This window comes from Clostridium estertheticum, assembly GCF_018861295.1.
Classification (GTDB): Bacteria; Bacillota; Clostridia; order Clostridiales; family Clostridiaceae; genus Clostridium_AD; species Clostridium_AD estertheticum_D.
The window spans coordinates 1-22,855 of record NZ_JAHLDM010000043.1 but is presented as its reverse complement, the minus strand read 5'-3'; the positions used below and the strand labels follow the sequence as shown (position 1 = coordinate 22,855).

At 33.2% G+C, this 22,855-nt stretch carries 26 protein-coding genes and 1 pseudogene; 15 read left to right on the top strand and 12 right to left on the bottom strand.

Annotated features, from left to right (window positions below):
• Positions 1–222: 222 nt before the first annotated feature.
• Positions 223–561: a hypothetical protein gene (locus KPL54_RS24615; protein ID WP_216109139.1), complete on the top strand. Its 339-nt coding sequence runs from the start codon at positions 223–225 to the stop codon at positions 559–561.
• Between the two features lie 358 nt (positions 562–919).
• On the opposite strand, the gene KPL54_RS24610 is transcribed toward KPL54_RS24615, so the two are convergent.
• Together KPL54_RS24610 and KPL54_RS24605 are read right to left on the bottom strand one after the other, a co-directional pair.
• A complete protein-coding gene (locus tag KPL54_RS24610) occupies positions 920–2,428 on the bottom strand; it encodes an SIR2 family NAD-dependent protein deacylase (RefSeq protein ID WP_216109138.1) in 1,509 nt (502 codons plus the stop codon).
• 793 nt (positions 2,429–3,221) lie between these two features.
• The gene (locus KPL54_RS24605; protein WP_216109137.1) at positions 3,222–3,398 is read right to left on the bottom strand and encodes a hypothetical protein; all 177 of its coding nucleotides are present in this window, start codon (positions 3,396–3,398) and stop codon (positions 3,222–3,224) included.
• 1,239 nt (positions 3,399–4,637) lie between these two features.
• Between KPL54_RS24605 and KPL54_RS24600 the strand changes: the two are divergent.
• A pseudogene (locus tag KPL54_RS24600) lies at positions 4,638–5,217 on the top strand (tyrosine-type recombinase/integrase).
• Between the two features lie 73 nt (positions 5,218–5,290).
• On the opposite strand, the gene KPL54_RS24595 reads toward KPL54_RS24600, so the two are convergent.
• Positions 5,291–6,094 carry a CPBP family intramembrane glutamic endopeptidase gene (locus tag KPL54_RS24595; RefSeq protein WP_216109136.1) on the bottom strand — a complete coding sequence of 268 codons (804 nt, stop codon included), beginning with the start codon at positions 6,092–6,094 and terminating at the stop codon, positions 5,291–5,293.
• Positions 6,095–6,181: 87 nt separating this feature from the next.
• The gene (locus KPL54_RS24590) at positions 6,182–6,961 is read right to left on the bottom strand and encodes a MerR family transcriptional regulator (protein WP_216109135.1); all 780 of its coding nucleotides are present in this window, start codon (positions 6,959–6,961) and stop codon (positions 6,182–6,184) included.
• Between the two features lie 131 nt (positions 6,962–7,092).
• On the opposite strand from KPL54_RS24590, the gene KPL54_RS24585 reads away from it, so the two are divergent.
• The 3 genes from KPL54_RS24585 (at position 7,093) to KPL54_RS24575 (ending at position 8,587) form a co-directional block, all read left to right on the top strand.
• On the top strand, positions 7,093–7,614 hold the full coding sequence (locus tag KPL54_RS24585; RefSeq protein ID WP_309245417.1) for a Tn3 family transposase: 522 nt from the start codon (positions 7,093–7,095) through the stop codon (positions 7,612–7,614).
• A 158-nt stretch (positions 7,615–7,772) separates the two neighbouring features.
• Positions 7,773–8,312: a TetR/AcrR family transcriptional regulator gene (locus KPL54_RS24580; protein ID WP_253203771.1), complete on the top strand. Its 540-nt coding sequence runs from the start codon at positions 7,773–7,775 to the stop codon at positions 8,310–8,312.
• A 23-nt stretch (positions 8,313–8,335) separates the two neighbouring features.
• Positions 8,336–8,587 (top strand): zinc ribbon domain-containing protein, encoded by a 252-nt coding sequence (locus tag KPL54_RS24575; protein WP_216109133.1) that lies wholly within the window; start codon positions 8,336–8,338, stop codon positions 8,585–8,587.
• 192 nt (positions 8,588–8,779) lie between these two features.
• Here the strand turns inward: KPL54_RS24575 and KPL54_RS24570 are convergent, their stop codons facing one another.
• Together KPL54_RS24570 and KPL54_RS24565 are read right to left on the bottom strand one after the other, a co-directional pair.
• A complete protein-coding gene (locus tag KPL54_RS24570) occupies positions 8,780–9,103 on the bottom strand; it encodes a hypothetical protein (RefSeq protein WP_216109132.1) in 324 nt (107 codons plus the stop codon).
• A 76-nt stretch (positions 9,104–9,179) separates the two neighbouring features.
• Positions 9,180–9,449 (bottom strand): hypothetical protein, encoded by a 270-nt coding sequence (locus tag KPL54_RS24565; RefSeq protein WP_216109131.1) that lies wholly within the window; start codon positions 9,447–9,449, stop codon positions 9,180–9,182.
• 236 nt (positions 9,450–9,685) lie between these two features.
• Here KPL54_RS24565 and KPL54_RS24560 point away from each other — a divergent pair, with 236 nt between their 5' ends.
• From KPL54_RS24560 to KPL54_RS24540, 5 genes are all read left to right on the top strand, one after another.
• Positions 9,686–9,880, top strand: a complete 195-nt coding sequence (locus KPL54_RS24560) for a DNA-binding protein (protein ID WP_216109130.1) — start codon at positions 9,686–9,688, stop codon at positions 9,878–9,880.
• Positions 9,877–10,563, top strand: a complete 687-nt coding sequence (locus KPL54_RS24555; protein ID WP_216109129.1) for a response regulator transcription factor — start codon at positions 9,877–9,879, stop codon at positions 10,561–10,563. The genes KPL54_RS24560 and KPL54_RS24555 overlap by 4 nt, the downstream gene beginning before the upstream one ends.
• Positions 10,550–11,539: a sensor histidine kinase gene (locus tag KPL54_RS24550; protein WP_216109128.1), complete on the top strand. Its 990-nt coding sequence runs from the start codon at positions 10,550–10,552 to the stop codon at positions 11,537–11,539. Before KPL54_RS24555 ends, KPL54_RS24550 begins: the two co-directional genes overlap by 14 nt.
• Before the next feature lie 82 nt (positions 11,540–11,621).
• Positions 11,622–12,305, top strand: coding sequence for an ABC transporter ATP-binding protein (locus KPL54_RS24545; RefSeq protein ID WP_216109127.1), 684 nt, complete (start codon positions 11,622–11,624; stop codon positions 12,303–12,305).
• Complete coding sequence (locus KPL54_RS24540; RefSeq protein ID WP_216109126.1) at positions 12,302–14,881, top strand: FtsX-like permease family protein; 2,580 nt, start codon at positions 12,302–12,304, stop codon at positions 14,879–14,881. Before KPL54_RS24545 ends, KPL54_RS24540 begins: the two co-directional genes overlap by 4 nt.
• 308 nt (positions 14,882–15,189) lie before the next feature.
• On the opposite strand, the gene KPL54_RS24535 is transcribed toward KPL54_RS24540, so the two are convergent.
• Positions 15,190–16,056 carry an AraC family transcriptional regulator gene (locus KPL54_RS24535; RefSeq protein ID WP_216109125.1) on the bottom strand — a complete coding sequence of 289 codons (867 nt, stop codon included), beginning with the start codon at positions 16,054–16,056 and terminating at the stop codon, positions 15,190–15,192.
• Positions 16,057–16,287: 231 nt separating this feature from the next.
• Positions 16,288–17,094 (bottom strand): LysR family transcriptional regulator, encoded by an 807-nt coding sequence (locus tag KPL54_RS24530; RefSeq protein WP_216109124.1) that lies wholly within the window; start codon positions 17,092–17,094, stop codon positions 16,288–16,290.
• A 115-nt stretch (positions 17,095–17,209) separates the two neighbouring features.
• Here KPL54_RS24530 and KPL54_RS24525 point away from each other — a divergent pair, with 115 nt between their 5' ends.
• Positions 17,210–17,758: a DUF4865 family protein gene (locus KPL54_RS24525; RefSeq protein WP_216109123.1), complete on the top strand. Its 549-nt coding sequence runs from the start codon at positions 17,210–17,212 to the stop codon at positions 17,756–17,758.
• A 93-nt stretch (positions 17,759–17,851) separates the two neighbouring features.
• Here KPL54_RS24525 and KPL54_RS24520 read toward each other — a convergent pair whose 3' ends face one another.
• On the bottom strand, positions 17,852–18,184 hold the full coding sequence (locus KPL54_RS24520) for a bacteriocin immunity protein (protein WP_216109122.1): 333 nt from the start codon (positions 18,182–18,184) through the stop codon (positions 17,852–17,854).
• A 421-nt stretch (positions 18,185–18,605) separates the two neighbouring features.
• Between KPL54_RS24520 and KPL54_RS24515 the strand changes: the two genes are divergently transcribed.
• The 4 genes from KPL54_RS24515 (at position 18,606) to KPL54_RS24500 (ending at position 20,546) form a co-directional block, all read left to right on the top strand.
• Positions 18,606–18,797 carry a hypothetical protein gene (locus KPL54_RS24515; protein ID WP_216109121.1) on the top strand — a complete coding sequence of 64 codons (192 nt, stop codon included), beginning with the start codon at positions 18,606–18,608 and terminating at the stop codon, positions 18,795–18,797.
• A 147-nt stretch (positions 18,798–18,944) separates the two neighbouring features.
• Positions 18,945–19,640, top strand: a complete 696-nt coding sequence (locus tag KPL54_RS24510; protein ID WP_216109120.1) for a VanZ family protein — start codon at positions 18,945–18,947, stop codon at positions 19,638–19,640.
• 381 nt (positions 19,641–20,021) lie between these two features.
• Entirely contained in the window at positions 20,022–20,246 is a 225-nt protein-coding gene (locus tag KPL54_RS24505; protein ID WP_216109119.1) for a DUF1659 domain-containing protein, read from the top strand.
• 66 nt (positions 20,247–20,312) lie between these two features.
• A complete protein-coding gene (locus KPL54_RS24500) occupies positions 20,313–20,546 on the top strand; it encodes a DUF2922 domain-containing protein (RefSeq protein ID WP_226167619.1) in 234 nt (77 codons plus the stop codon).
• Between the two features lie 128 nt (positions 20,547–20,674).
• Here the strand turns inward: KPL54_RS24500 and KPL54_RS24495 are convergent, their stop codons facing one another.
• The 3 genes from KPL54_RS24495 to KPL54_RS24485 all read right to left on the bottom strand — a co-directional run.
• Complete coding sequence (locus tag KPL54_RS24495) at positions 20,675–21,529, bottom strand: glucosaminidase domain-containing protein (protein WP_216109148.1); 855 nt, start codon at positions 21,527–21,529, stop codon at positions 20,675–20,677.
• Between the two features lie 628 nt (positions 21,530–22,157).
• Positions 22,158–22,388 carry a hypothetical protein gene (locus KPL54_RS24490; RefSeq protein ID WP_216109118.1) on the bottom strand — a complete coding sequence of 77 codons (231 nt, stop codon included), beginning with the start codon at positions 22,386–22,388 and terminating at the stop codon, positions 22,158–22,160.
• A 172-nt stretch (positions 22,389–22,560) separates the two neighbouring features.
• Positions 22,561–22,855 (bottom strand): winged helix-turn-helix transcriptional regulator (locus KPL54_RS24485; RefSeq protein WP_216109117.1); only part of this gene is annotated, 295 nt, incomplete at its 5' end.

The following is a 22,855-nucleotide window of genomic DNA, read 5'->3' as shown; positions in this document are numbered from 1 at the left end:
GCATTTATAATATAGAATATAATATGAAAAATCAATATATTAGTTACACTATTTGGGGTAGCATAAGCAAAAATGATATCTCGTACGTTAAGAAAATTAAAACCCCATAAATGTAAATATTTGAATCGTTAAGTAACTGTAATAATAGTATAATTAAATAAATGTTTTGTGTCGCAACAGTAAAAAAGTGTGGAGTAATAGGATAATAATAGGAGGTTCATAGTGAATATATGTAAGGCATTTTTTATAATAATTTCAGTGGTGATACTATTAAGTGGTATAAATTCATTATCAAATACATCTAAAATATTAGTTGAATTATCAATGAAACTAAGTGCATTTTGTAATTCCAGTATAAGAAGAGCATTAGCTAAGAACCATGACAAGACAGCTAAAATACTGGCAATACAGGATATAATAAGTGGAACGCTATTGCTAATAATTTCAATTAATTTTAATAATCCTGAATTTAGTAGAGGTTCAACGGGATTAATTATTCTAATGGTAATATCAGTATTCAATATAATTATATTAACAGTAATAGTCCCATCCATTAAATAGGAGTATTTTATTTGTAATTCTTAATTAAGTGTATGTTACTTTATAATCTTCGTAAATTACGTCACAAACGAATGTACGATTTTGACTAAAACCTTACATTCGTAAAAATAACATAAAGTGTTGATATATAAGGGCTTATAGTAGAGTTAACTAAAGCCTTTTTTCTTATTGTACATTTGAATGTATTGTTTTATGAGATATATTATAAAAATAGTACATTGATTTTGTGACCTCTAGGACACTTTTTAGCCTAAATCATTACATTTATGGGGATATGCTTTTCTTAGCGTACGAAATATCATTTTTGCGTATGCTACCCCGGGTTGATAAACAATAAAAGAACATTCGGAAGTTCTAATTAACATTTGTGGCTAATTAACTCGTTTAATAAATTAATTTCGTCTTCCGTTAAGATTAAACTAACTGAGGGATTAACAAATGAATGATCTCTGAGTCTATGTTGCCTTTTAATTGGATGTTCTGCCACAGTTTTGCAATCTAATCTCATTTTATCTAACCAATGCATTATATATTTTTGTACTTTTTCATCCAAGGAATCAAAACTGGTACCTTTATCCATCCAGCGACCAATATTCCAAGTAAAAGGGGGGGTTGGTAGCCATCCCCAGCTATAGATATATTCAATTGCTTTTGCTGAAACAACTATACAAATTCGTTGACTAACAGTTTCCATTGAAATGAAAGATCTATTTTCTCCGTAGTTACCATGTGGTGTTTTAACGTTAGTTGAGGCCATAAGTGCAGCTAAAATTTTAAATTTACTTAAAGAATTATTTAGCTTTAAATTGTAGCTTGCTGATTTCAAAGACTCCGTGTCTTTGTCCGTTTTAACAGTTTTACATAATCCAATATAAACATTAACAATTCGTTTTTCATAATCCAAAGGAATATTTGAACTATCACAAACTTCTCTAAATAATTGTACACCTGTAGAAAAAGGTTTGTTTTTTATAGTGTCTTCTAGCAATTCTATTTCTTGTTTACTTACCACTTTTACAATCCTCGAATGTCTAGTTGATAAAAGTTCTCTTATTTCATTTTCACATTTTTTACTTCTGGCTTCTTCCATCATACACTTTAGAAGCATTTCAAATGCTGCTACATGATCTTTACTTTCAGGAAATTCTTTCATAGGATCTATTAATATAATTCCATATTCATCGCATAATGATTGAAGTTTATCATTATACATATATGCAATCATATAAGATGTTGGTAGCTTACCGTAAAATGCTTTCTGAAGTTCAGTAAACATTTGCTGAATATTTATATCTCGAAAACTATAACCAATAAACAATAAATTCTTTGCTAATAAATCTGACCGTAATCGTATGTCAAGTGCATTTTGTGGTTCATTTATTCTTCTTTCATAATCCTCTTGTGTAAACACAATTGATTCAGGATAATTAAGATCTCCATGAAATTTAATATAAAGTTGTTCTGATAATTTCGTTTCGGCAAAATCCTCTAACTGAATAATTGCTCTGTAATTCTTACCATATTTTTGATATGCTTTTTCCATTACATTATCCTGGTTTGTAGTATAAATAGAACTAACACCCATATTCATTACTATTAAATGAATATATCCTGTTTCATCATCAAAATCACTAATTTCTAATTTGCTTCTCAAAAATGCACAAAAATTATCTCTTCCTAACGTATCAACATACTTTTGAGCAATTTTCAAATTATCATCAATTTCAGTTAGGCCTAATTGCTCTGACATCTCTCTTGATAAAGTATCCCAATCTGGCATCATAGAAGCAGAACAACCAGCACCCATAAAAGGAACTAATTTTTGTTTTGCGGCTAAGAGACTTAAAGTATCTATAATTCTACTCATCCTCATTTTTTCCTTTCCAGCCATTTCACCTTACAGCTACGACTTAATTACTAGAAAAATTATACCATTAAACACCATTTTTACAAACTATAGGTCGATGTTAACGAATTGCCCTACGTAAAATCATTTAGATCTCCGTAAATGTTATAAAATTGCTACTGGTGTGATTCAGACTTATGTTGGCGAGACCACTTAAAAGTTTAAGTAGAATTAATTTAATAATTACATTAGGATTAATAAGTTTGATAATAATGGTAGTGCATATTATATTTTAGATATTTGCTAAGTCATATAATTAACATTGATGTAGACTATGCAGGCAGTTATACAAGCTGCTATACAAGGAAGGGTAAATGGGTGTATAGGTCACAACAATGCGATAATTTTAAAACTGAATATGATTAGATTATCTTATGTTATAAAAAGTATGAAATATATTAATAGTGGTAATAGAAAAGTAATAATAGGAAGCTACCTGCACCACAAAAGAAGTCAGTAGTAGCCAAAACATAATCAAAAGAAAAATATAGCAAGTTTGTGAAAAATTTAGTGAAACGTCAGATACAGAAAACAATAGACAATAAATAATACAATGTGTGTAACATAGCGAACAATAATATATTATATAGGTGTTGTATTTTATATCATTTTATATTATTGTTATCTTATACACTTTACGTGGAATTTTAAACTTTAAGAATAATAATTTTATCTGTTGGCGATGATTTAGCTGATAGCATAAAAGGAAGAAAGACCATAATAGTCGTAAGCCTATTAAAGTCTTCTTTGTAAATTATTTAAAAAAATTGGTTAAGATAGTTATACAATGGTTTGAAATAGCAATAAAACACATTGTAAAAAAAACTCTTGAAAAATCTTTCAAAGCTTCATAAAAACCAGCTATTACAGGTTCCGACACCTGTATGGAAATATGGTTTTTGGCTTTTGAAAGATTTTTTTTTCGTCTCAAAATATATCACCTCCTTTTATTTACATCCTTACAAGGAGAGGTAGTTATTACCTACATTAAGATTATATCATCTAATGGAGGCTTTCTACCTTATATGTATAAAGTAAATTAATGAGTATGCCTAATATATAATAAAAATCATGTGAAATTAAAGTGAAAAAATAAATTTTTATTTAATTGGTTCTTACTACATAATAGATTTAATTTATACTCCTTATTTAGAATATCAAAAAATAGGGAGGTGTTCAAGAAAGTATCCACAAAAATCATATAAATTTATAAATTTATTAGTTCGAATAGAGGACCGTAGACGAACGGTATTTTATATTATAGAGAAATGATATAAAGAAGCTTAATAATAAAATTAAAAATTCGAATTTATTGACAATATCAGAGTTGTTAAACATTTAGTTAATTTAAGTAATTGCCTAACAAGATTGAAAACTCTTATAACGTATTAATTTATGAGCTTTTTTAAATATGCAGCTCCTGCTTAGTTGTTTTGTATTTTTTTATATTTACCTGTTAGATGGATTAATATCAATAGCTTCACTTCAACTACTACGGTTAGTCATTTAACTATTCTTATATAGTAAATAAATAATAGCTTATACAGAAGCTTTATAATGAATTGTTATTAACTATATATTTATTATTAATATAAATGGGCTGTAGGCAAGTATCTAAAAGTTTAAACTGAAAATAACCAAACAAGATTATTTGTATCTTGTTTGGTTATTGATCATGAATTTTATATTATTACAAGTTATCTTTAAAGAATGATACCCATACAAATACAGGGTAAACATTCATACATATTTTTCTATTTTGATATAGTAACTCTTATATATAATAGATTCAATATTTTAAAGGTAAATGTAAACATAAAATTCACCGCCTTTACTTATATTTAATAATTTCTAATAACATATATTTATGTTAATGATTATACCTTATTATTTTTTAAAATGATATAATTTTATTAAAAATAAATTAGTGTTAGGATCTTGATGTTATAAGGCTTCAAGGGCAATTTTATATTATTATATCTTTATTAAAAATTATAAAAGAGTTACATATTACAAAAAATTTATATCTATTTATTTAATGTAATGTCCAACTTTTATATTTTGTTTTTATAAAAATGGATTAAGGCTTGCATTATCAGTGGCTAACATGGTATTTTAAAGTTAGACATAATAGTTAAAAGGTCTATCTTTTGAAATAGGGGGCTTAAATATGATGAAAGAAAATGAAGAGAAAGTAAAATATCTTACACAGCTGGAAATGAAAAAAATTTTTAAAGTTATAGAAAAAGATAATAGCATACATGCATTGAGGAACCTGGTTATTTTTAGAATAGCATACAGATGCGCTTTAAGAGCCTCTGAGCTCGGGTTAATACATTTAGAAGTATAACAAGACAAGAGGAGAAATGTATTGCCACAGGCTTAAAGGGAGCAATAATAACACCATAAGATTAGATCAAGAAACTACTAAGATCTTAAATAAATACATTAGGCAAAATGAAATTTGCGATAATCAGCAAGTTTTATTTTTAAGCCAGGAGAAAAAAACAATTTCACGCAAGACTTTAGATCTTTTGATGAAGAAATATTGTCATTTGGCTAAAATAAGTGATATAAAAAAGCACCATTTTCATACTTTAAAACATACCGCTGCTGTGCATTTGGCAGAATCTGAAATTGATATAAAAGAGCTTCAATACTATTTGGGCCATAAATCTGTGACAAACACATTAATATATTTTCAATTTACTACAAAGCAGCAGGAAACAATGTATGTGAAACTTGGGTAGTTTTGCCTATCCCGCCAAAAAGGTATATTAGTAGATTATATAAAAAAAAGGCATTACTGCCTTTTTAATACGATTAATTATATGAATCCGATACACTGTTTTGAGATATCTTATGTTGTTTCGTCTCCCATAACACAAATCCCATTGCTGCCACTACATAAAGCATTGTAAAGATAGTAAATATATGCAATAAATTACCTTTATACAAGCCTAAGCTGAAATTAAATATTAGATGCATCCACATTGTAACAAACAAATTATTGTTGTGTTTATAAAATATACCAATAATTACCGCAAATGCAGTAACACATATAATAAATGAAATTGAATATAGGAGTAGATTCAATCCCCTATATCCCGAAATAAGCCATAAAGGGAAATGCCACATTGCCCATATGATACCAATTAACAATGACCCTTTGATAATACCATACCTTTTTTCCATTATTGGATGAAGAAAACCTCTCCACCCCGATTCTTCTCCAATGGGACCGCATAGAAAATTATAACTAAAGCTAATTGCCATTGATTTTAACGAAAGATTAAGCAAGTTAGTAAAAGACTCTCCATAAACAAATTTCACAATAGCTACAGCCATAAAAAATAACAACATCATAATTAATGTCACTGCAAAAAACGTCTTATAATTAATCTTATTTTTAAACAGTTTTCTGTAAAAATCTTTCCTTGTAATCTCAGGACATAATTTTTTGAACCGTATAAGTAAAACTACCGTTGGCACCTGTGAGAATAGAATAACCCCTACTTTAGGTAACCACGGCTGCTTATATTTTATCATTACAATTCCAGCTAAAACTAGTAATATCCAAAATGTTGCATATGTATAAAATACATATTTTTTAACCTCTTTATTCATTTTTATTCCTCCATGATTTATTTACTAAATTCAGAATAAACCATGGGACTATACCAAGGTCAAGACATAATTGTATTTTTCAGCATCCTATTCAATTGGAGCATATAATTCGAGATATGACCTAGTATCTCCTTCATTAAATGATATTAATATAAAATTTATAAATACAATTCCCTTATGATTAAACCCATTTTCAGCACACCATTTTAATGATTTTGTAAATGTTTCTTCCATAACATCGGTTGCACGAATTCCATCCTGTACTACAGTATACACACACTTATCATACATAACCACATCATCATCTTCTTTAATATCTTCAGCATGTCTTACTATTACCATTTTATTCTCCTCAATTCCTGCATCTGAAAATGTAATCATTCGCTTGATACTGCTTATAATGGGTTGTCCTTCCAGTTCTTGTTTCATATCGTGTATGTTTTTATATTCAGAGTAAGCCCTGTAATCCGACATTTCACCGATCACTTTAAATCGAGGCATTGATCTTATGGAAAAGCAATTTAGATTTTCTTCTATATTTGCACATTGTTTAATAATAGTTCTTACTTTTTCTTGTATTTTCTGTAGTTTTGTTATATCTGATGCAACTTCTTCATATTTTTTTTCCATTAACTTCTTAATACTTTTAACACTGCTGTTTTCACATATACTGTTTATACTTTTTGTACTAAGATTCATAGAACGATAAACCTCAATGGTTAAAACGATATCTAAATCCCACCAGCCGTACTCTCTATAATTATTGCTTGTATCATACTTAGGTTTCAGTATTCCTTTTTCTTCATAATACCTTAATCTGTCCCTTGATATTCCTGTTATTTCTGCAACTTGTCCAATTGTATACATAAACACCCTCCACATAACATTGTAATTATTTATCACGCTTTGTATCCACCATTAAAAGCCGTTTCACTAGCCTAAATTAGACTGTAAGTAAACTTCTTTGTTTTACCTGTTTTCTTTTCTGTAATAATCACATAATCTCTTACAGTTTTAGAGTTGCTCTTTCAATAAAAATGGGAAGGATAACACCTTCTACTATACTACATAAGCTTGGAAGTTACAGTAGAAAAAGCAAGTTATATCAAGCATTTAGTGAGCTTAGAAAAGCTTTAAGAACTGGATTCCTTTTAAAATATATATCAGATATCGATTCAAGAAGAATTATTCAAGAAACCTCAAATAAGAATGAATCCTTTAACGGATTTACGAAGTGGATAAATTTTAGTAGTGATGGAGTCATTACGTCAAATAACAGAGAAGACCAACGAAAAAGGATAAAGTATAATCATTTAGTTGCTAATACTATTGTATTTTACAACGTTTACCGTATGTCGGAGATTCTACATGGTCTTTCATCTGAAGGTTATGATATAAATAAAGAAATCGTATCTTCATTAGCTCCATATATGACGAGTCACATTAATAGATTTGGAAAGTACAGTATTGATAAGAATATAGAAATCCCAAAATTAAAATTTGATATTAATGTTATATAACAATACTTTACAAATTTTAAGTAAAAATAACTATTGACGAAAAATATATCCGCAAGTATAATGAGTATTAAGTCATTGAGTGTCAAGTCAATCATGAGGAGGTTAGTGTAATAGTAGAAACTAAAAGGCAAAAACAAAAAAAACTAACTAAAAAACATTTGATAGAAATAGCAATTAAACAGTTTGGTGAAAACGGGATAATAACGACCCCGACTGCTGATATTGCCAAAGCTGCAAAGGTTTCACACGGAACAGTGTTTGCACACTTTTCAACCCAAGAAGAATTATTAATATCTGTAATCGAGGAATTTGGAAACAGAATCACACAGAGACTTCACGAATTGGTTGATACAAACAGTAGTTTATTTGAAGTTTTAGAAGCCCACATAGAAGGGTTAATTGAATTTGAACCATTTTACACAAGATTGATTATTGAAAGACGTCTACTACCTGAAAGTGTTCGTAATACTTATATTATGATTCAATCTACTATCTCGTTTCATATTAGTATAGCTGCGGAAAAAGAGATTAAGCAAGGTACAATTCGTAAAGTGCCTATACATCTAATTTATAATACATGGATAGGATTAATTCATTATTACATAACCAATGGTGATTTATTTTCGCCTAATGGTTCCGTTTTAAAGCAATACCGTCATGAACTATTACAACATTACATCAACCTAATTACAAAATAAAAAATATAAAAGGAGGAAATAAAATGAAACAATGTATTGCGTGTGGAATGCCTATGAAAAGCCCAGAAGATTTTGCTATGGGGGATTCAGAAAAGGAATATTGTATATACTGCTGCCGTCCTGATGGAACAATGCAATCCTATGATGAAAAATTGAATTCTTTAACTAACTTTATTGTTAAAACGCAGGGACTAGATACAAAAGCAGCAAATTCTGCTGCGGAATCAATGATGGCTAAACTTCCTGCTTGGCAAACTGAGTCAACTATTTTATAAATCATACACATATTTTATTAATGGAACGCGTGTTTCGGGCATAGAAACAGCTAAAATATAAGAAATTAAGAAAAGGGAGATTTTAGTGAAGATTTCTATAAAGTGTAGTTATACTAATACTAATAAAAAATACCGTATTATTAATATATAATTTTACGGTATTTTTATGTAGCATTTCAAATAATATTATGTTTAATCTTTATTTGCTACTGCTGAAGCCAAAAACAACACCACAACATCTAATCCACTCCGTAATAACATTTGAGGCATATCACCTTTCATTATTAAACCAACAAAGCTATTAAAAATCATCCAATTTCCACCTATAGTTGCTATGAACCTTAATAGTATACCTATACCACCCTGCTTTTTTTCGAATACTAATAACGGATACAAAAACACATAAATATAACCCATCAGTATTCCAAACAAACCTGTCCATACATAGCACGGAACTGGATATGTAGCACTGTCACTAGTTATAAGACCGCTTTCATAAACAATTGTTCTCTCCACAAAAATAGCAATAGCAATAGCAATAATAGCAATGGTTTCTATGCATTCCCAATAAGTAAATCATTGCAAGGGCTATTCAAAGTCTAATCCCTACTTGTAATTTAGGCACATCTGCTCTCACGCCTATGTATCTTACCACCATCGCACATTGTGCAAATAGCAGAATGAAATAAAATGTTGCTACGGCTGGAAACCCAAACCATTTAACAAAAACACTATCAAACTGCGCAATATCTACTGAAGTGGGCAGAAGTGCCTGAAAAATAATCGCAAAAATTGCAGAAAATAGAATAAGAACAGTATTTATTATAATTACTCGCTTTATACTTATATATTTTGTAACCATCTAAATTACCCCATATACATTTAATTATACCATAATTACCATAAATTTATTAAATTTAAAGTTTTTATAAATGAGCAATATCCTCAATGTGAATGTAACTCAATTGATATTGTGTTACATCCTGTATATCAAGCTTTATCAACTAACTGGCACGTATACCTATATTTTTTTGTTTTATACCTCAGCTTGTAAATTTCCGTCAAAATAAATACAATAGTGTTATGGAGGTGTTATGCGTGAATTATATAACGACAAAAGAAGCACCGAAAATTTGGGGAATCACAGACAGAATGGTAGTCTACCATTGCTCTTCCGGGTGGATTAATGGAGCTAAAAAAACGGGAAATACGTTGATTGTCCATGATGACACTGAAAAACCGGCTGATGAACGATATATGAGCAGTAGAGTAAAGGATGGTGAAAATAAATGAAACGTATATTTTTGGTTGAAGACGATAAGGCAATCGCTAGAAACCTTATGCTTTTGCTCCGCTCGGAGGGATTTACAGTCACTCACGCCCCTACGCGAAGTGAAGCCATTGCCGCACTTGCCGTGAATAAATTTGACTTGGCGTTGATTGATATTTCTTTGCCTGATGGAAATGGTTTTACGGTTTGCACGGAAATCAAAGAAACGCAAGACGTTCCCGTTATCTTTCTGACGGCTTCCGGTGATGAAGCAAGTGTTGTTACCGGACTGAACATGGGCGCGGACGACTATATCACCAAGCCTTTTCGTCCGCGTGAATTGATTGCGCGAATTGGAACCGCCCTGCGAAAAAGCGGGCGTTCTGGGTCGGCTTTTAAAATTCGCGAGCTTTATGTCGATACGGCAAGCGGCGTTGTGAAAAAAGACGGCAACGAGGTTTTCCTTTCAGCATTAGAATACCGCTTATTGCTGGTGTTTATCGGAAGCCCCAAAAATATTATCACAAGGGGCCGGCTACTTGACGAATTGTGGGACGCGGCGGGCGAGTTTGTCAATGATAATACATTAACCGTGTATATTAAACGCTTGCGGGAGAAGATAGAGAACAACCCAGCAAGCCCGCAAATAATTCTGACCGTTCGCGGGACGGGGTATAGATTGGGGGGCGAGTATGCTTCGGAATAGAGAGTTTCAGCAGTTTGTCATTTTGTTCTCCTTAATGGCCGCCGTAGTTGTAATACTGGGATTTGAAATAAATAGGTTGGCGGGAATCCTTGCCATTGCTTCTGCCGCCGCCTTTGGCACAGCGTTTTTCGCATTTACCAAAGCTCGATACAAAAGCATTGCGCAAATTTCAGATCAAATCGATCTTGTGCTTCATAATGTCGACCATTTGTATATTGGTGAATCGGACGAGGGCGAACTTTCCATTTTGCACAGCGAGATAACAAAAATGACGTTGCGCATTCGGGAGCAAAACGACGTGCTGAAAAAAGAAAAAGAACATCTTGCAGGTTCCTTGGCCGACATAGCCCATCAACTCCGAACCCCGCTCACATCCGTGAACCTTATTCTGTCATTGCTTGCGAATAACCCTGATGAAAACCAGCGGAAAGCATTTGTGCGGGAAACAGAGGAATTGCTTTTGCGGATGGATTGGCTGATTACTTCCCTATTGAAATTATCCCGCTTGGACGCTGGCATTGTGGTGCTTAAAAGCGAGCAGATAGATGTAAACACCTTAATATGCGCCGCGCTTCGCCCGTTTCTAATCCCAATGGAACTGCACGATATTGATTTTAAAATAGATGCACCGAAAGGGATGATTATTAATGGCGATTCAAGTTGGCTTTCGGAAGCAATTCAAAACATCCTCAAAAATTGCATGGAGAGCGTAGGCGAGAACGGGAAGATTGAAATTGTCTGCACGGACAACCTACTGTTTACCGAGATTGCCATCCACGACAGCGGCGCTGGCTTTGGAAAAGAAGATTTAACCTGCCTGTTTGACAGGTTTTATCGTGGTAAAAACCCAAACGCTACAGGATACGGGATTGGACTTTCTCTCTGCAAGATGATTATAACTCAACAGGGAGGGACGATTACCGCAAAAAATCACCAGCAGGGCGGCGCAATTTTTGCAATTCGTTTTCCAAAGTGACTAATCTCTCACACAAAAGTCACATAGATGTAAGTTGAAGGTGCTATTATATGGGTAAACCATGAGAAAGGAGACTCACATAATGGATTTTTTAAAAATTGAAAATTTATGCAAGATCTACGGCAAAGGCGAAAACCAAGTTACCGCGCTTGACCATATTTCGCTTACAATCGAAAAAGGGGAGTTTACTGCAATCATAGGATCATCAGGCTCCGGCAAATCCACATTGCTTCACATCATCGGTGGCGTAGACGTGCCAACAAGCGGAAAGGTGTATTTGGACGGGCAGGATGTATATGCCAAAAACAATGAAAAACTCGCCATCTTCCGCAGGCGGCAGGTCGGACTTATTTACCAGTTTCACAACCTAATTCCCACACTGAATGTGGTGGAAAACATCACCTTGCCTATCCTGATGGACAAGCGCAAGGTCAACGAGGAACGCCTGAATGACTTGCTCGAACTACTTGGTCTAAAAGACCGCAAAACGCATTTACCCAATCAGCTTTCGGGCGGTCAGCAACAGCGCGTTTCTATAGGACGCGCTTTGATGAACGCCCCCGCGGTCATGCTTGCCGATGAACCCACGGGCAGTTTGGACAGCCGAAATGGACATGAAATCATCAAGCTGCTGAAAGAAAGCAATAAAAAATATAGTCAGACCCTGCTCCTCGTCACGCATGACGAAAATATCGCCCTGCAAGCAGACCGCATTATCGGCATATCAGATGGCAAAGTCGTGCGAGACGAGAGGGTGAGACCATGAACATTTTTAACAAAGTTACTCTGCAAGGCATGAAAAAGAGCCGCACACGGACAATTGTCACGATTATCGGAGTTGTTCTGTCCGCTGCCATGATCACTGCCGTAGCCACCTTTGGAGTTTCGCTGCTGAACTATCTGGCAAACGGCGCGGCCCAGAAATACGGCGATTGGCACGTGGAGTATTTGAATGTTGATTCCTCTTTCGCACAGGAACGAACTCTCGACAATGAAGCTTACAACACCGCAACATTTGAAAATATCGGTTACGCAAAACTTGAGGGAGGGAAAAACCCCAACAAACCGTATCTTTCTATAGCCGGATTTAGCAAGGAAGCCTTTGATACCTTGCCCATAACCCTGGTTTCAGGTAGATTGCCGAAAAACAGTGGGGAGATTCTTGTTTCGATGAGCGTCGAAGCAAACGGCGGCGTTAAATTCGCGGAGGGTGACAAACTTTCACTTGCTGTCGGAAGCCGCATGAATGGCAACAAAAACCTCGGTCAACACTCCCCTTACATTTCAGGGAAAGAAACTCTTATGCCAAAAGCCACGAGAACTTACACGGTTGTCGGTATTTGCCAAAGACCCGGCTTTGAGGAATATTCCGCGCCGGGATACACCTTGATAACGAAAGCCGATGCACAAGACAAAGCGGACAGCTTAAACTTATTTGTCAAGCTTAAAAACCCGCGTGGTGTTCACGCTTACGCAAGCATCACAGCGGGAAGCCATAGCTATGTCTTTAACGATAATGTGTTGCGCTTCATGGGTCCTTCAGAGGATAAGTTGTTCAACACGATTTTGTACTCGATTGGCGGTATTTTGGTTCTCTTAATAATGATAGGCTCAATATTTCTGATTTATAATTCGTTCAACATATCGATGAACGAACGCACACACCAGTTCGGGATTCTCTCGTCGGTGGGAGCCACAGCGAGGCAGCTGCGAAATTCGGTGCTGTTTGAGGGACTTTGCATTGGTGCAGTCGGCATACCTATTGGAGTTATTGTCGGCATAGGCAGTATCAGGCTTGTGATTTCTGTTGTCGCCGGGAATTTCGGGAGCATTATGTATAGCAACGTACCTTTAACCTTGACAGTGTCCATCCCCGTAATTGTCGTTGCGGCGGCGGTCAGCATGGTTACGATTCTGATTTCGGCCTATATCCCGGCCAAGAAGGCCGCAAGCACTCCCGTTATGGAGAGTATTCGCCAGACAAACGAGATCAAAGTTGAATCCAAAGCCGTGAAAACGTCAAAACTGGCGCAGCGTATTTACGGTTTGGAGGGAACCCTTGCGTTAAGGAATTTTAAAAGAAACAAGAAACGCTATCGCAGCATTGTGCTATCACTTGTTTTAAGCGTAGTGCTGTTTATATCGACCAGTGCTTTTGTAACGTATCTGAAACAGGCGTCAAAGCGGGCAGTAGTGTTTACTACCTATGACATCGGTTTGGTCACGCAGGACATAGACGATAGCAAAATGTTGCCGCTTTATGACAAACTAAAAACCGCCGACGGTGTTTACGAAAGCTCGTATCAAGCGCTTATGAAGTATTCATGCGCGGTTAAAGCAAGCAACTTTTCAGACCGCTACCGGAAATACGCGTGTTATAATTTTCCGGACAAAACGGTTAATCTGCCAATGGAAATCCAGTTTCTTGATGACAGCGCATATCTGAATATTATCAAAGGCTTGGGCTTACACGCAGAGGAATATACCGGGCAAAATGCGAAAATGATAGCCGTTGCCAAAATGACAAACCAAATGAAAGGCAATCAGGAAGTTGACAAGTTTAATGATATGTTCAAGAGTTCTTCCAATAATTTTACCATCGCTCCCGAAATAAATGGCAAGCCGAAGATAAAGCAGGGGCGAAACGTAAGCATTACGTTTGTCAATACCGTGCCACCTGATACAACCATGATCGAAGGAACCTCAGGATCGAAGAATCCGTTCTTTTTTAGGGTAATGGTCCCCTATTCACTCAAAGAGAAGTTTGAAACCTCCGATGCCCATGTGGTTAATAAGGGCTTGACCTTTAGGTCAAAGGATTCCTCGAAATCGGTGGCTGATATGGAAAAGATGATTAAGAGTGCAGGAATTAAATCCAATTATAAACTGTACAATATGAATAAAGCGCTTGATGATAGCCGCAATTACGTATTCATTGCCAATGTGTTCGCTTATACTTTTATCATTATGATTTCGCTGATTGCGGTTGCTAATGTGTTCAACACGATTTCCACTAATATCAAGCTGCGCCGGCGAGAGCTTGCCATGCTCCGCTCTGTGGGGATGTCTGACCGCGATTTCCAAAAGATGATGAATTTCGAGTGTGTCTTTTATGGTATGAAGGCTTTGCTCTTTGGGCTTCCCATATCGCTAATCTCTTCTTGGCTGATTTACAAAGGGATGGTCGACGGGGCGGACAATACCAATTTTGTATTCCCGTGGGGCAGTATGGCAATCAGCGTGTTCAGCGTATTCTTTGTAGTGTTTATTACAATGCTGTATTCCATTAGCAAGTTAAAAAAAGAAAATATTATTGACACGCTTCGGGATGACATGAATTAATTCAAAAAACAACTAATTTAAGTGATTCGCAATCGTCCCGAAAGGCGATTTAACTTCGGGCCAAGTTGGCCCGAAGTTGTACCACAATAAAATACGGCAAAAGACCCGCCGTACAAGCGTAAAAAAAACATTGTTCGGCGGGGTTCGTTATGCCATAAAAAGATATACAGAGAACGGCGGTTTTGAAAAACAAAACCGCCGTTCTCTGTATATCGGAGCTAATAAAGATACGATATCTTTATTTATATCACAACCTTCAGATGAAATACCATGTAGAATTGCCGACATATGGTAAACGTTATAAATTATTAATATGCCTTTTTCTCAACAGGAATCCATATTTCACAAAAACAATCGGCTCTAATATCATCTGAATACAATTCAAAATCAGTATCATCAATCATGTTATAATCTGAACCGGGAAGAAATTCTGAAAAGATTTCCTTCCATTTTTTAACTATGCAATCCCCATTTTCACCAATACATTTAAATACGGCCCATAATGTAGGTTTTACATCCCATATGGTATACCCCTCCGGTACATTACCACCACAAAATTCCATACCAATGCCATAATCAAAGTGCGTACTTTCTTTTGAAATTGGTGCACAAGCACCATAAATATCACACTTGCAAGTGTTTTGTTTCAAAGCATTAAACGTACCATTTTCACCACATTCTTTCCAAAAGTCCGGAATTTCAGTATTCCCCTCTTCTGAAATTGTTTCATTTCTGAATTTTGCAACCTTAGCCAATAATTTAAATGCTTCTCGTTTTTCGATTCTATAGTCCACAACCGTACCACCTTCCAATTTTATTTTAATGAGAAGGCGATTAAAAGATTTTAATTTTACACCTGCACGCCTAGCTACATTAGGCGTAATACCATGGAATCTGGCAAATGCCTTTGTAAAACTTTCTGGTGAATCATAAGCATATTTTAAAGCAATATCAATTACCTTTGCATCAGATATAGAGAGTTCCTGACCCGCCATTGACAATCTTCTATTCCTAATATACTCATTTGCTGTAATACCAGTCAATAAACTGAATGTCCTATGAAAATGATAGCTTGACATGTAGACATACCTTGCAACATCTTCATAGGTAATCGGTTCTAATATATGATCCTCCATATAATCGATTGCCTTCTGCAAGTTTCGAATAAAATTCATTTCCTCGCCTCCATGTATAAATTGTACTAAAATATAACTGTTATTTCCTATCCTATCTTGCTTTCATTTGTCCAAATAAAATATAAATTAAATGTAATTCAATTGGTGTTGTGTTACATTCAAAATTTTAATATACACTTAATATAGTTCCCTCATATCATTATAAAGAGTGGGATTTGTGACAAGACCTGTTTTTACAAGAATCATTGCAGTACGCCGAATCTACCCGGATCAATTGAAAATTTTTTTGTAATCTTGATTATTCACTTTATTATTATCGCTCTTTTTATACAAGTAGATTTTAACATCTTCTAGTGTTAGACCTTCCACATAATGCTCTATAATTTTATTAGTACACATTTTTGGGGGAAAGATAGCTATTCCTTCTCCATATTCAAGCATTGATAGGATTAGGTCAAGAGAATCTATTTCAATAACGTTCCAGTTGTTTTTTACTTTCTCAAGGAAACTAAGCGTAGCTTTCCTATAAGGGCAATCTTTGTCTCTATTTACTAAGACGGATATGTTTCTAAAATTATTTAATTTCATTTCTTTTGATCCTAACCATCCAATTTTCTCATTGAAAGAATGTAATAGTTCTATTTTACTGTTTTGCCATTCTTTATTTATTAACACGACATCAATTTTATACGTTTTTAGTAAAAACAACAGTTCTTCAGTCGGACGAGTATATATAGAAAACTTAAGATTATTATTTATTAACAGATGGGATAGATAGTTTTTGGTAATTGTTTGTGTAGCACCTATTTTTAATAAAGGATTCAAATTTAATATTTTTTCTTTTGATTCATCCATTAAATTGAGTATCTTTGTTGCATAATCAAATAATATCTCTCCAGCGGGAAGCAAGTCCACCCCTTTATTAGTTCGTCTAAAAAGAGTTTTTTTAAATTCGCTCTCTAATATTTTTAATCGACCAGTTATATTTGGTTGAACATAACCTAATTGTTCCGCTGCCTTTGAAATAGAACCTACTTCTGCTACTTTAGTGAATATGACTAAATCATTTATTTCCATATGTTTATCCCCCTTGTGTATCATTTTAAATGATATTTAAGATAATTTATAGTTATTTTACTTATATCTAACTTAGGAGTAAATTAAACTTATAAAATAGAAATGAGGGATAGTTATGATTGGTATGCAATATAAAGTTACACTACCCAGCGATTACGATATGAACATCATTAAAAAAAGGGTAAATGATAATGGTTTTAAGACAGATGGATTTTTAGATTTACAATTTAAGGCTTATTTAATTACTGAAAAAGATAAAAATAAAAATTTATATAATTCTTATTCTCCTCTTTATATTTGGAATAATAATGTTGGCATGAATAAGTTTCTCTTTGACGGGTATTATGATTCCATTCTTAATTCTTTTGGTTGGCAACAAATTAACATCGGTATTCCATTATATACTAAAATGGAGCCAAATTTTTCTGATAGTACACACGTTCTTGAAATAACAGGCACAATACCTGAAAGTGTTAGTTTAACTACTTTTAAGAAACAACAAGTGGATCTAGAAACTAACTATAAAATTCTTGGACAAACTTGTATCTATAATCCAGATAAATGGGGCTTTAGTAAAATATATTTTTTTAAAGAAACGCCTGACCAACTTCATGATTTAGGTACAATTTATGAAATATTGCACCTATCCCTTGGTAATGAATAAGTTATGACACTAACTGCTAATGAGTTTATTAGCAGATTTATAATGCCTATACTTCCATCAAGATTCAATAAAATAAGATCCCTTTGGTTAAACTTAATTATTAAACCACGCATTTGGGATACCCATAGTCTTCATTTCTTCCCAAATCCCCTTCGAATGTGAGAAATGGTCTATTTTCTGGAAAGCATCAGTTTCTTCTGCATTTAATTTTATTTTGTCTACAAAACATAGTGTGCAAATTTTTTGGAATGCTGATCGTGCCCCCAGTTGTGGTGTTTGGATTCCCTTTTCAATGCGTTCAATTGCAAGATTTAAAACGTTTATAATTCTAGAATATCTATTGTCTTGCGAACTCTTTTCCAAAATCAACCTTTTGAAAGTATCAAATAGGCTAATTGCCGTTTGTTCATCCTTTTTATTTTTCATTCACGATTTTCCCCCTTATTATCATATAGCGAAAAGTATTGTTTTAATAATAACATACGCTGCGATCACATACAATGCGCGCTTGCAAATATGCATATATTTGTAATTGCAAACAATAATTTATAAATATGTATTCATCCTATATTCCAAGGTCACGCATGATTTAAGAACACAATTAACATCTATTCTTTGATACATGGAATTTATTGCAAATATATTGACTAATCTAACCATTTAATTTACCATATTAATAATGTAATAGAAGAAATCAGAATCAACGTAAGTAATGAAAATACCTATATAAAATAGTGATTTTATGGAATAGAGTCGTACATTTATTTTAAAATTAATTCGAATTTGTAAAATAGTGCAGTTCTTAAATAAGTAAGGATTATTTAAAGTTCATGAGGGGGAATTTATTATGAGAAAAGAAGATGAAAATGAAGATCAAGGTAAAATATCAATGAGTATATCTGCTATTATTTCACTTATAGTGGGGATAATGAATATAAAATCTAGGCACTATTTCAATGGCACTTTCATGTTAATAGTGTTTGTTTTGGTCTCTGTGGAAGTATTTAGAAAATTTAAAAATGCACATATTAAAAAATGAATATTCTTCATATAATATTCATTAACTAAATAAGGCAGTAAGTTGCGAAGTGATTCTAATCGTTTGGGATTTGCTATAACGGTAAAGAATATGCTAAACATTACATCTCTTTAGACGATAACTACTCTTTTTCAGGGGGAATAATAGATGATTTATATTAAACAAAATCTAATGATATTAGCACCATTTTTTTTAATTTCAATACCATTTGTAATAATACATAGACTTTTAGAGATAAAGAAACGCCATTATTTAGGTATTAAAATCACAAAATATTCTGAAGCAGGAGAGATTGCGTTAATGTATTCTTTTATTTTTATAGTAACAGTAACACTTGGAACAAGCATCTATTCTTTTTCCTTACCCTATATATCTCAACACATTTATGAATCATTAAAAAATATAAATCTCATTCCCTTTAAAGGAATGATTGAATTTGGAGTACATGGTTTTGTAAACATCGTGGGGAATATTTTTATATATATACCTTTTGGATTTTGTGCTTCATTATTTTATCATAAAGAAAAAAGGACAAAACATATAATTCTAGAAAGTGCCATAATATCGCTAGTAATTGAAATCATTCAGATTTTTATTATAAGATCTATGGACATTAATGATATTATGTTAAATACATTAGGAGCTTTTTTAGGATTGAAATTATTAGTCTTTTTTGAAAAACGATTTCCTAACTTTTTTAATAAATTTAACATTAAAAAACCAATAAATAAATTAACATTAAGAAATAAAAGTAAATATTACATTATTACAATATTACAAACAACTGTTTGGATTGTTATGTGTTTTAATATAAAATACATGATTCAGCATTGGCATTTTTGAGAGTGTAACCTTGGGTAGTGGTAGTTGGCATACTGAAACGATTCATGTAAAAACCCATAGTGGGGGTAAAAAACTGTAAATTTCATCAGTTGTCTATGGGGGAGGACTCGCAAAGCGTAAAGTATTGATATATCTAGGGTTTAATCACTAAATGATAAAGCTCTTATTTTTTTGCTCAAAACAAGTTAGTTAATTATATCAATTGTTTGTATAATCATAATTGGAGGTAAGAAATGAATTTTGCATAATCAGGTTAGAGTAACCAAAGGTGTAGTGATGTTAGCTATATTTTTGGTTATTTTTTTATTTTAAAATAATATGCAGAAATTTTTACAAGGGCATATATATTAAGTGAAAACAAAATAAAAGGAGTGATTAAACATGGCAGTTGTATCAACAAAGGTATCAAGTGTTTTAAAACTTACAATGAAAACAGGTATAGACATCAATGGCAAGGATGAATTTGCAACAAAAAGCCTAGGTAATGTAAAAGTTAATGCAGTGGATGCAGACATTTTCGCAGTAGGACAAGCTATCTCTAAAATCAAAACTTATCCATTGGTTGGGATAGATAGACAAGATCAGTATAGCTTAGTTACAGAATAGGACTTTACTTAAGGACTTTAAAATTTAAAAAACCAAAATTTAACAATTTAAAGGAGGAAAAATTATATGAATAAATTAGTTATGAGATTTTTAACTACTATTGAGGGTAAGTATTTTACGTTAACTGTAGATGACATTAAAGCTGATGATAAGGGACCTACTATAACAGAAGCTGAGGTAAATGCCCTTATGGATTTAGTTATCGCAAAAAACATTTTTCTATCAACTAGTGGTGACTTAACTGGCAAGAAAGATGCTAAAATAGTTACTACTGATACAAATACAATTAAAGTAGCATAGTAAAAAAAGATTCCACTAAGTTTGACTTGGTGGAATCTTTTTTTTATTTGGTGATATTTGTGTTATATAAAATAAGCTTGTAGTTAGTTAATTACTACAATAAATATTTACATATATTAATGCAAAGTTCAAGAGAGTAATCTTTGCCAAGTACCGTTACCGACAATTCCATCAATCACTAAGTTATTGCTTCGTTGATATTCTTTAACAAGGCCTACAGTTTCATTTCCATAAATACCATCGATAGCGCTGCCAGTTCTCCATTGGATATATCTTATAGCTGTTTTATCTCCTGTAGACTTAATGCTACATAAGGGCTTTTCCATAATAGTTTTAACTCCAGTTAATACTTCAGGTCCACATACACCATCGATAGAAAGGTTAAGTATTTGCTGGAGCTTTTTAATAGTACCTATGGTTAATGGACCACTGGCTCCGTCTACAATTAAAACATTATTATTTACATCCCTTATTTTCATAGAGTTTAAGCATTTTTGTAGATATTTAATATCTTCGTAAGTTGTGTTTTCAGATCCAGGAGCGCAGTCATAAACATAAAGCTTATTTTGCTCAATTATAGCTATTAGTTTTTCAGGGTACGCCTCATCAGTGCAGTAGCCGGAGTTATAAATGTTCTGGCAAGCTTCCTTGTAGTCTTTAGATGTTATCACAGATTTGTACCTAGTAAAGCTTAAAAGCTTTCCATGGTCCAGTATGCTGTCTTCAAGAGTATCATACTTTCTAAACCTGCATACCATAGGAGTGCTTACTCCATTTATAAATTCATGAGTGTTAAATTCTTGAACTTCATATCCGCAGCCTTCTGTCCATTTGATACCAAAGATGTTATTCCCTTTAACATATTGTAGCCAGCCTGTTTCCAGTATTGCTTGAGCTATGGTTAGGGATGGTAGGATGTTGTATTTTTCATAGGATAATAAAGCTCCTGGGATTAGACTTTCTATTATTTGTGTTTTGTCCATTGTTGATTCCTCCTTTAGGGTTTTAACTTATATATATGGAGGAAGGGAGAAGTTTTTAGATTTGGGGGAAGAATATTTTATTAAATAAAGCGAAGGTAACACAATATCGATTGATTTACATTCAGATTTTGGTTTAACGACATTTCAGAAGGAAAGTTTCCTACTTCTATAAGTGGAAGTTACATATTCTAACAAATAGAAAACTTCAGTGGGGGGATAACAATTGAGAATTGTTATCTACTCCAGAGAACTACAAAGGGGTAAATCTCCTTCTGAAGTCGTCAATGCATCTTCTTCGAAGCTGTTGCAGCGACCCAGGAGATGATTTGATGAAAATGCGAGCTTTATTATGTATGGTTCTAAGGCTTTTACCACAAGTGGTAATTGATAAGGTAATGCTCAGGTGTCCTTTTTAACGTATTGAAATTATCTCAGTTGTATATTACTGATGTTATTTTCTGAAGAATTCCATTCCAAGTTCCAGATCACTTTTTCCCATTACTTTTTCTATAGTTCCATTTCTAAGTTCAGCTGATAGAGCTAAAATATTAGTTATAACTTTACTAAGTTCTTGGAGCTGCACTTGAGATTTAGAAAGGTTCGTTTCAAGTGTAGTCGTTAAGGTTTCTTAATTATGCCATTTGGATATTTGATTCTTATATAAACATATGAAATCTAATTGCTTCGAAAATACATTAGTAACTCTTTCTACTATTTCATTATTCAAAACATATGGTTTAGATTGAGCCTTCAAAAGATTTTCATATTGATCTTTAGCTTCTTCTAGTTGACCAGATATCATTGTAGACATCATAGGTAGCATACTGATAGGGTGCCAATTTTGTTGCTGTTTCTCCATAAATTTAGTCCTTTCAAGTGCTGTATTTTTTATAATATGATATCACATGAAATGATACGTTCAAAATCTAAAATGTTTAACAACCTATATAAATGTAATAGTTTATGGAAAATGGTGCATTCATTTATGACGTAGTAGAAGAAGATTGCGTATTAAAGTAAATGAGAAGCGTTTAAAAATTTGATTTCGACTTATCAAGTTTAAGTTGTTCTTCACCCCATATAGACAATTCATTCAATGCAGGAAGTAACGCTTTACCTCTTTCTGTTAGAGCATATTCAACTTTAGGATGAATCGTTTCATATTGGATTCTAATAATAAGATTATGTTCTTTCAATTCTTTTAAAGATTTTGTAAGCATCATATTAGTAATACATTTAACTTTTCGTTTTAATTCATTATATCTAGTGAAATTATTATCAAATAAGTACCACATAATAGGCAATTTCCACTTTTGCCCAATAATC

What these genes read in the sequence shown, in the direction of transcription:
- KPL54_RS24500 (WP_226167619.1), top strand. Translation starts at nt 20,313, where the DNA reads ATGAATAAATTAGTTATGAGATTTTTAACTACTATTGAGGGTAAGTAT.
- KPL54_RS24550 (WP_216109128.1), top strand. Translation starts at nt 10,550, where the DNA reads ATGCTTCGGAATAGAGAGTTTCAGCAGTTTGTCATTTTGTTCTCCTTA.
- KPL54_RS24565 (WP_216109131.1), bottom strand. Translation starts at nt 9,449, where the DNA reads ATGGTTACAAAATATATAAGTATAAAGCGAGTAATTATAATAAATACT.
- KPL54_RS24540 (WP_216109126.1), top strand. Translation starts at nt 12,302, where the DNA reads ATGAACATTTTTAACAAAGTTACTCTGCAAGGCATGAAAAAGAGCCGC.
- KPL54_RS24610 (WP_216109138.1), bottom strand. Translation starts at nt 2,428, where the DNA reads ATGAGTAGAATTATAGATACTTTAAGTCTCTTAGCCGCAAAACAAAAA.
- KPL54_RS24520 (WP_216109122.1), bottom strand. Translation starts at nt 18,184, where the DNA reads ATGAAAAATAAAAAGGATGAACAAACGGCAATTAGCCTATTTGATACT.
- KPL54_RS24510 (WP_216109120.1), top strand. Translation starts at nt 18,945, where the DNA reads ATGATTTATATTAAACAAAATCTAATGATATTAGCACCATTTTTTTTA.
- KPL54_RS24490 (WP_216109118.1), bottom strand. Translation starts at nt 22,388, where the DNA reads ATGGAGAAACAGCAACAAAATTGGCACCCTATCAGTATGCTACCTATG.
- KPL54_RS24535 (WP_216109125.1), bottom strand. Translation starts at nt 16,056, where the DNA reads ATGAATTTTATTCGAAACTTGCAGAAGGCAATCGATTATATGGAGGAT.
- KPL54_RS24495 (WP_216109148.1), bottom strand. Translation starts at nt 21,529, where the DNA reads ATGGACAAAACACAAATAATAGAAAGTCTAATCCCAGGAGCTTTATTA.
- KPL54_RS24590 (WP_216109135.1), bottom strand. Translation starts at nt 6,961, where the DNA reads ATGTATACAATTGGACAAGTTGCAGAAATAACAGGAATATCAAGGGAC.
- KPL54_RS24555 (WP_216109129.1), top strand. Translation starts at nt 9,877, where the DNA reads ATGAAACGTATATTTTTGGTTGAAGACGATAAGGCAATCGCTAGAAAC.
- KPL54_RS24525 (WP_216109123.1), top strand. Translation starts at nt 17,210, where the DNA reads ATGATTGGTATGCAATATAAAGTTACACTACCCAGCGATTACGATATG.
- KPL54_RS24505 (WP_216109119.1), top strand. Translation starts at nt 20,022, where the DNA reads ATGGCAGTTGTATCAACAAAGGTATCAAGTGTTTTAAAACTTACAATG.
- KPL54_RS24530 (WP_216109124.1), bottom strand. Translation starts at nt 17,094, where the DNA reads ATGGAAATAAATGATTTAGTCATATTCACTAAAGTAGCAGAAGTAGGT.
- KPL54_RS24515 (WP_216109121.1), top strand. Translation starts at nt 18,606, where the DNA reads ATGAGAAAAGAAGATGAAAATGAAGATCAAGGTAAAATATCAATGAGT.
- KPL54_RS24575 (WP_216109133.1), top strand. Translation starts at nt 8,336, where the DNA reads ATGAAACAATGTATTGCGTGTGGAATGCCTATGAAAAGCCCAGAAGAT.
- KPL54_RS24545 (WP_216109127.1), top strand. Translation starts at nt 11,622, where the DNA reads ATGGATTTTTTAAAAATTGAAAATTTATGCAAGATCTACGGCAAAGGC.
- KPL54_RS24595 (WP_216109136.1), bottom strand. Translation starts at nt 6,094, where the DNA reads ATGAATAAAGAGGTTAAAAAATATGTATTTTATACATATGCAACATTT.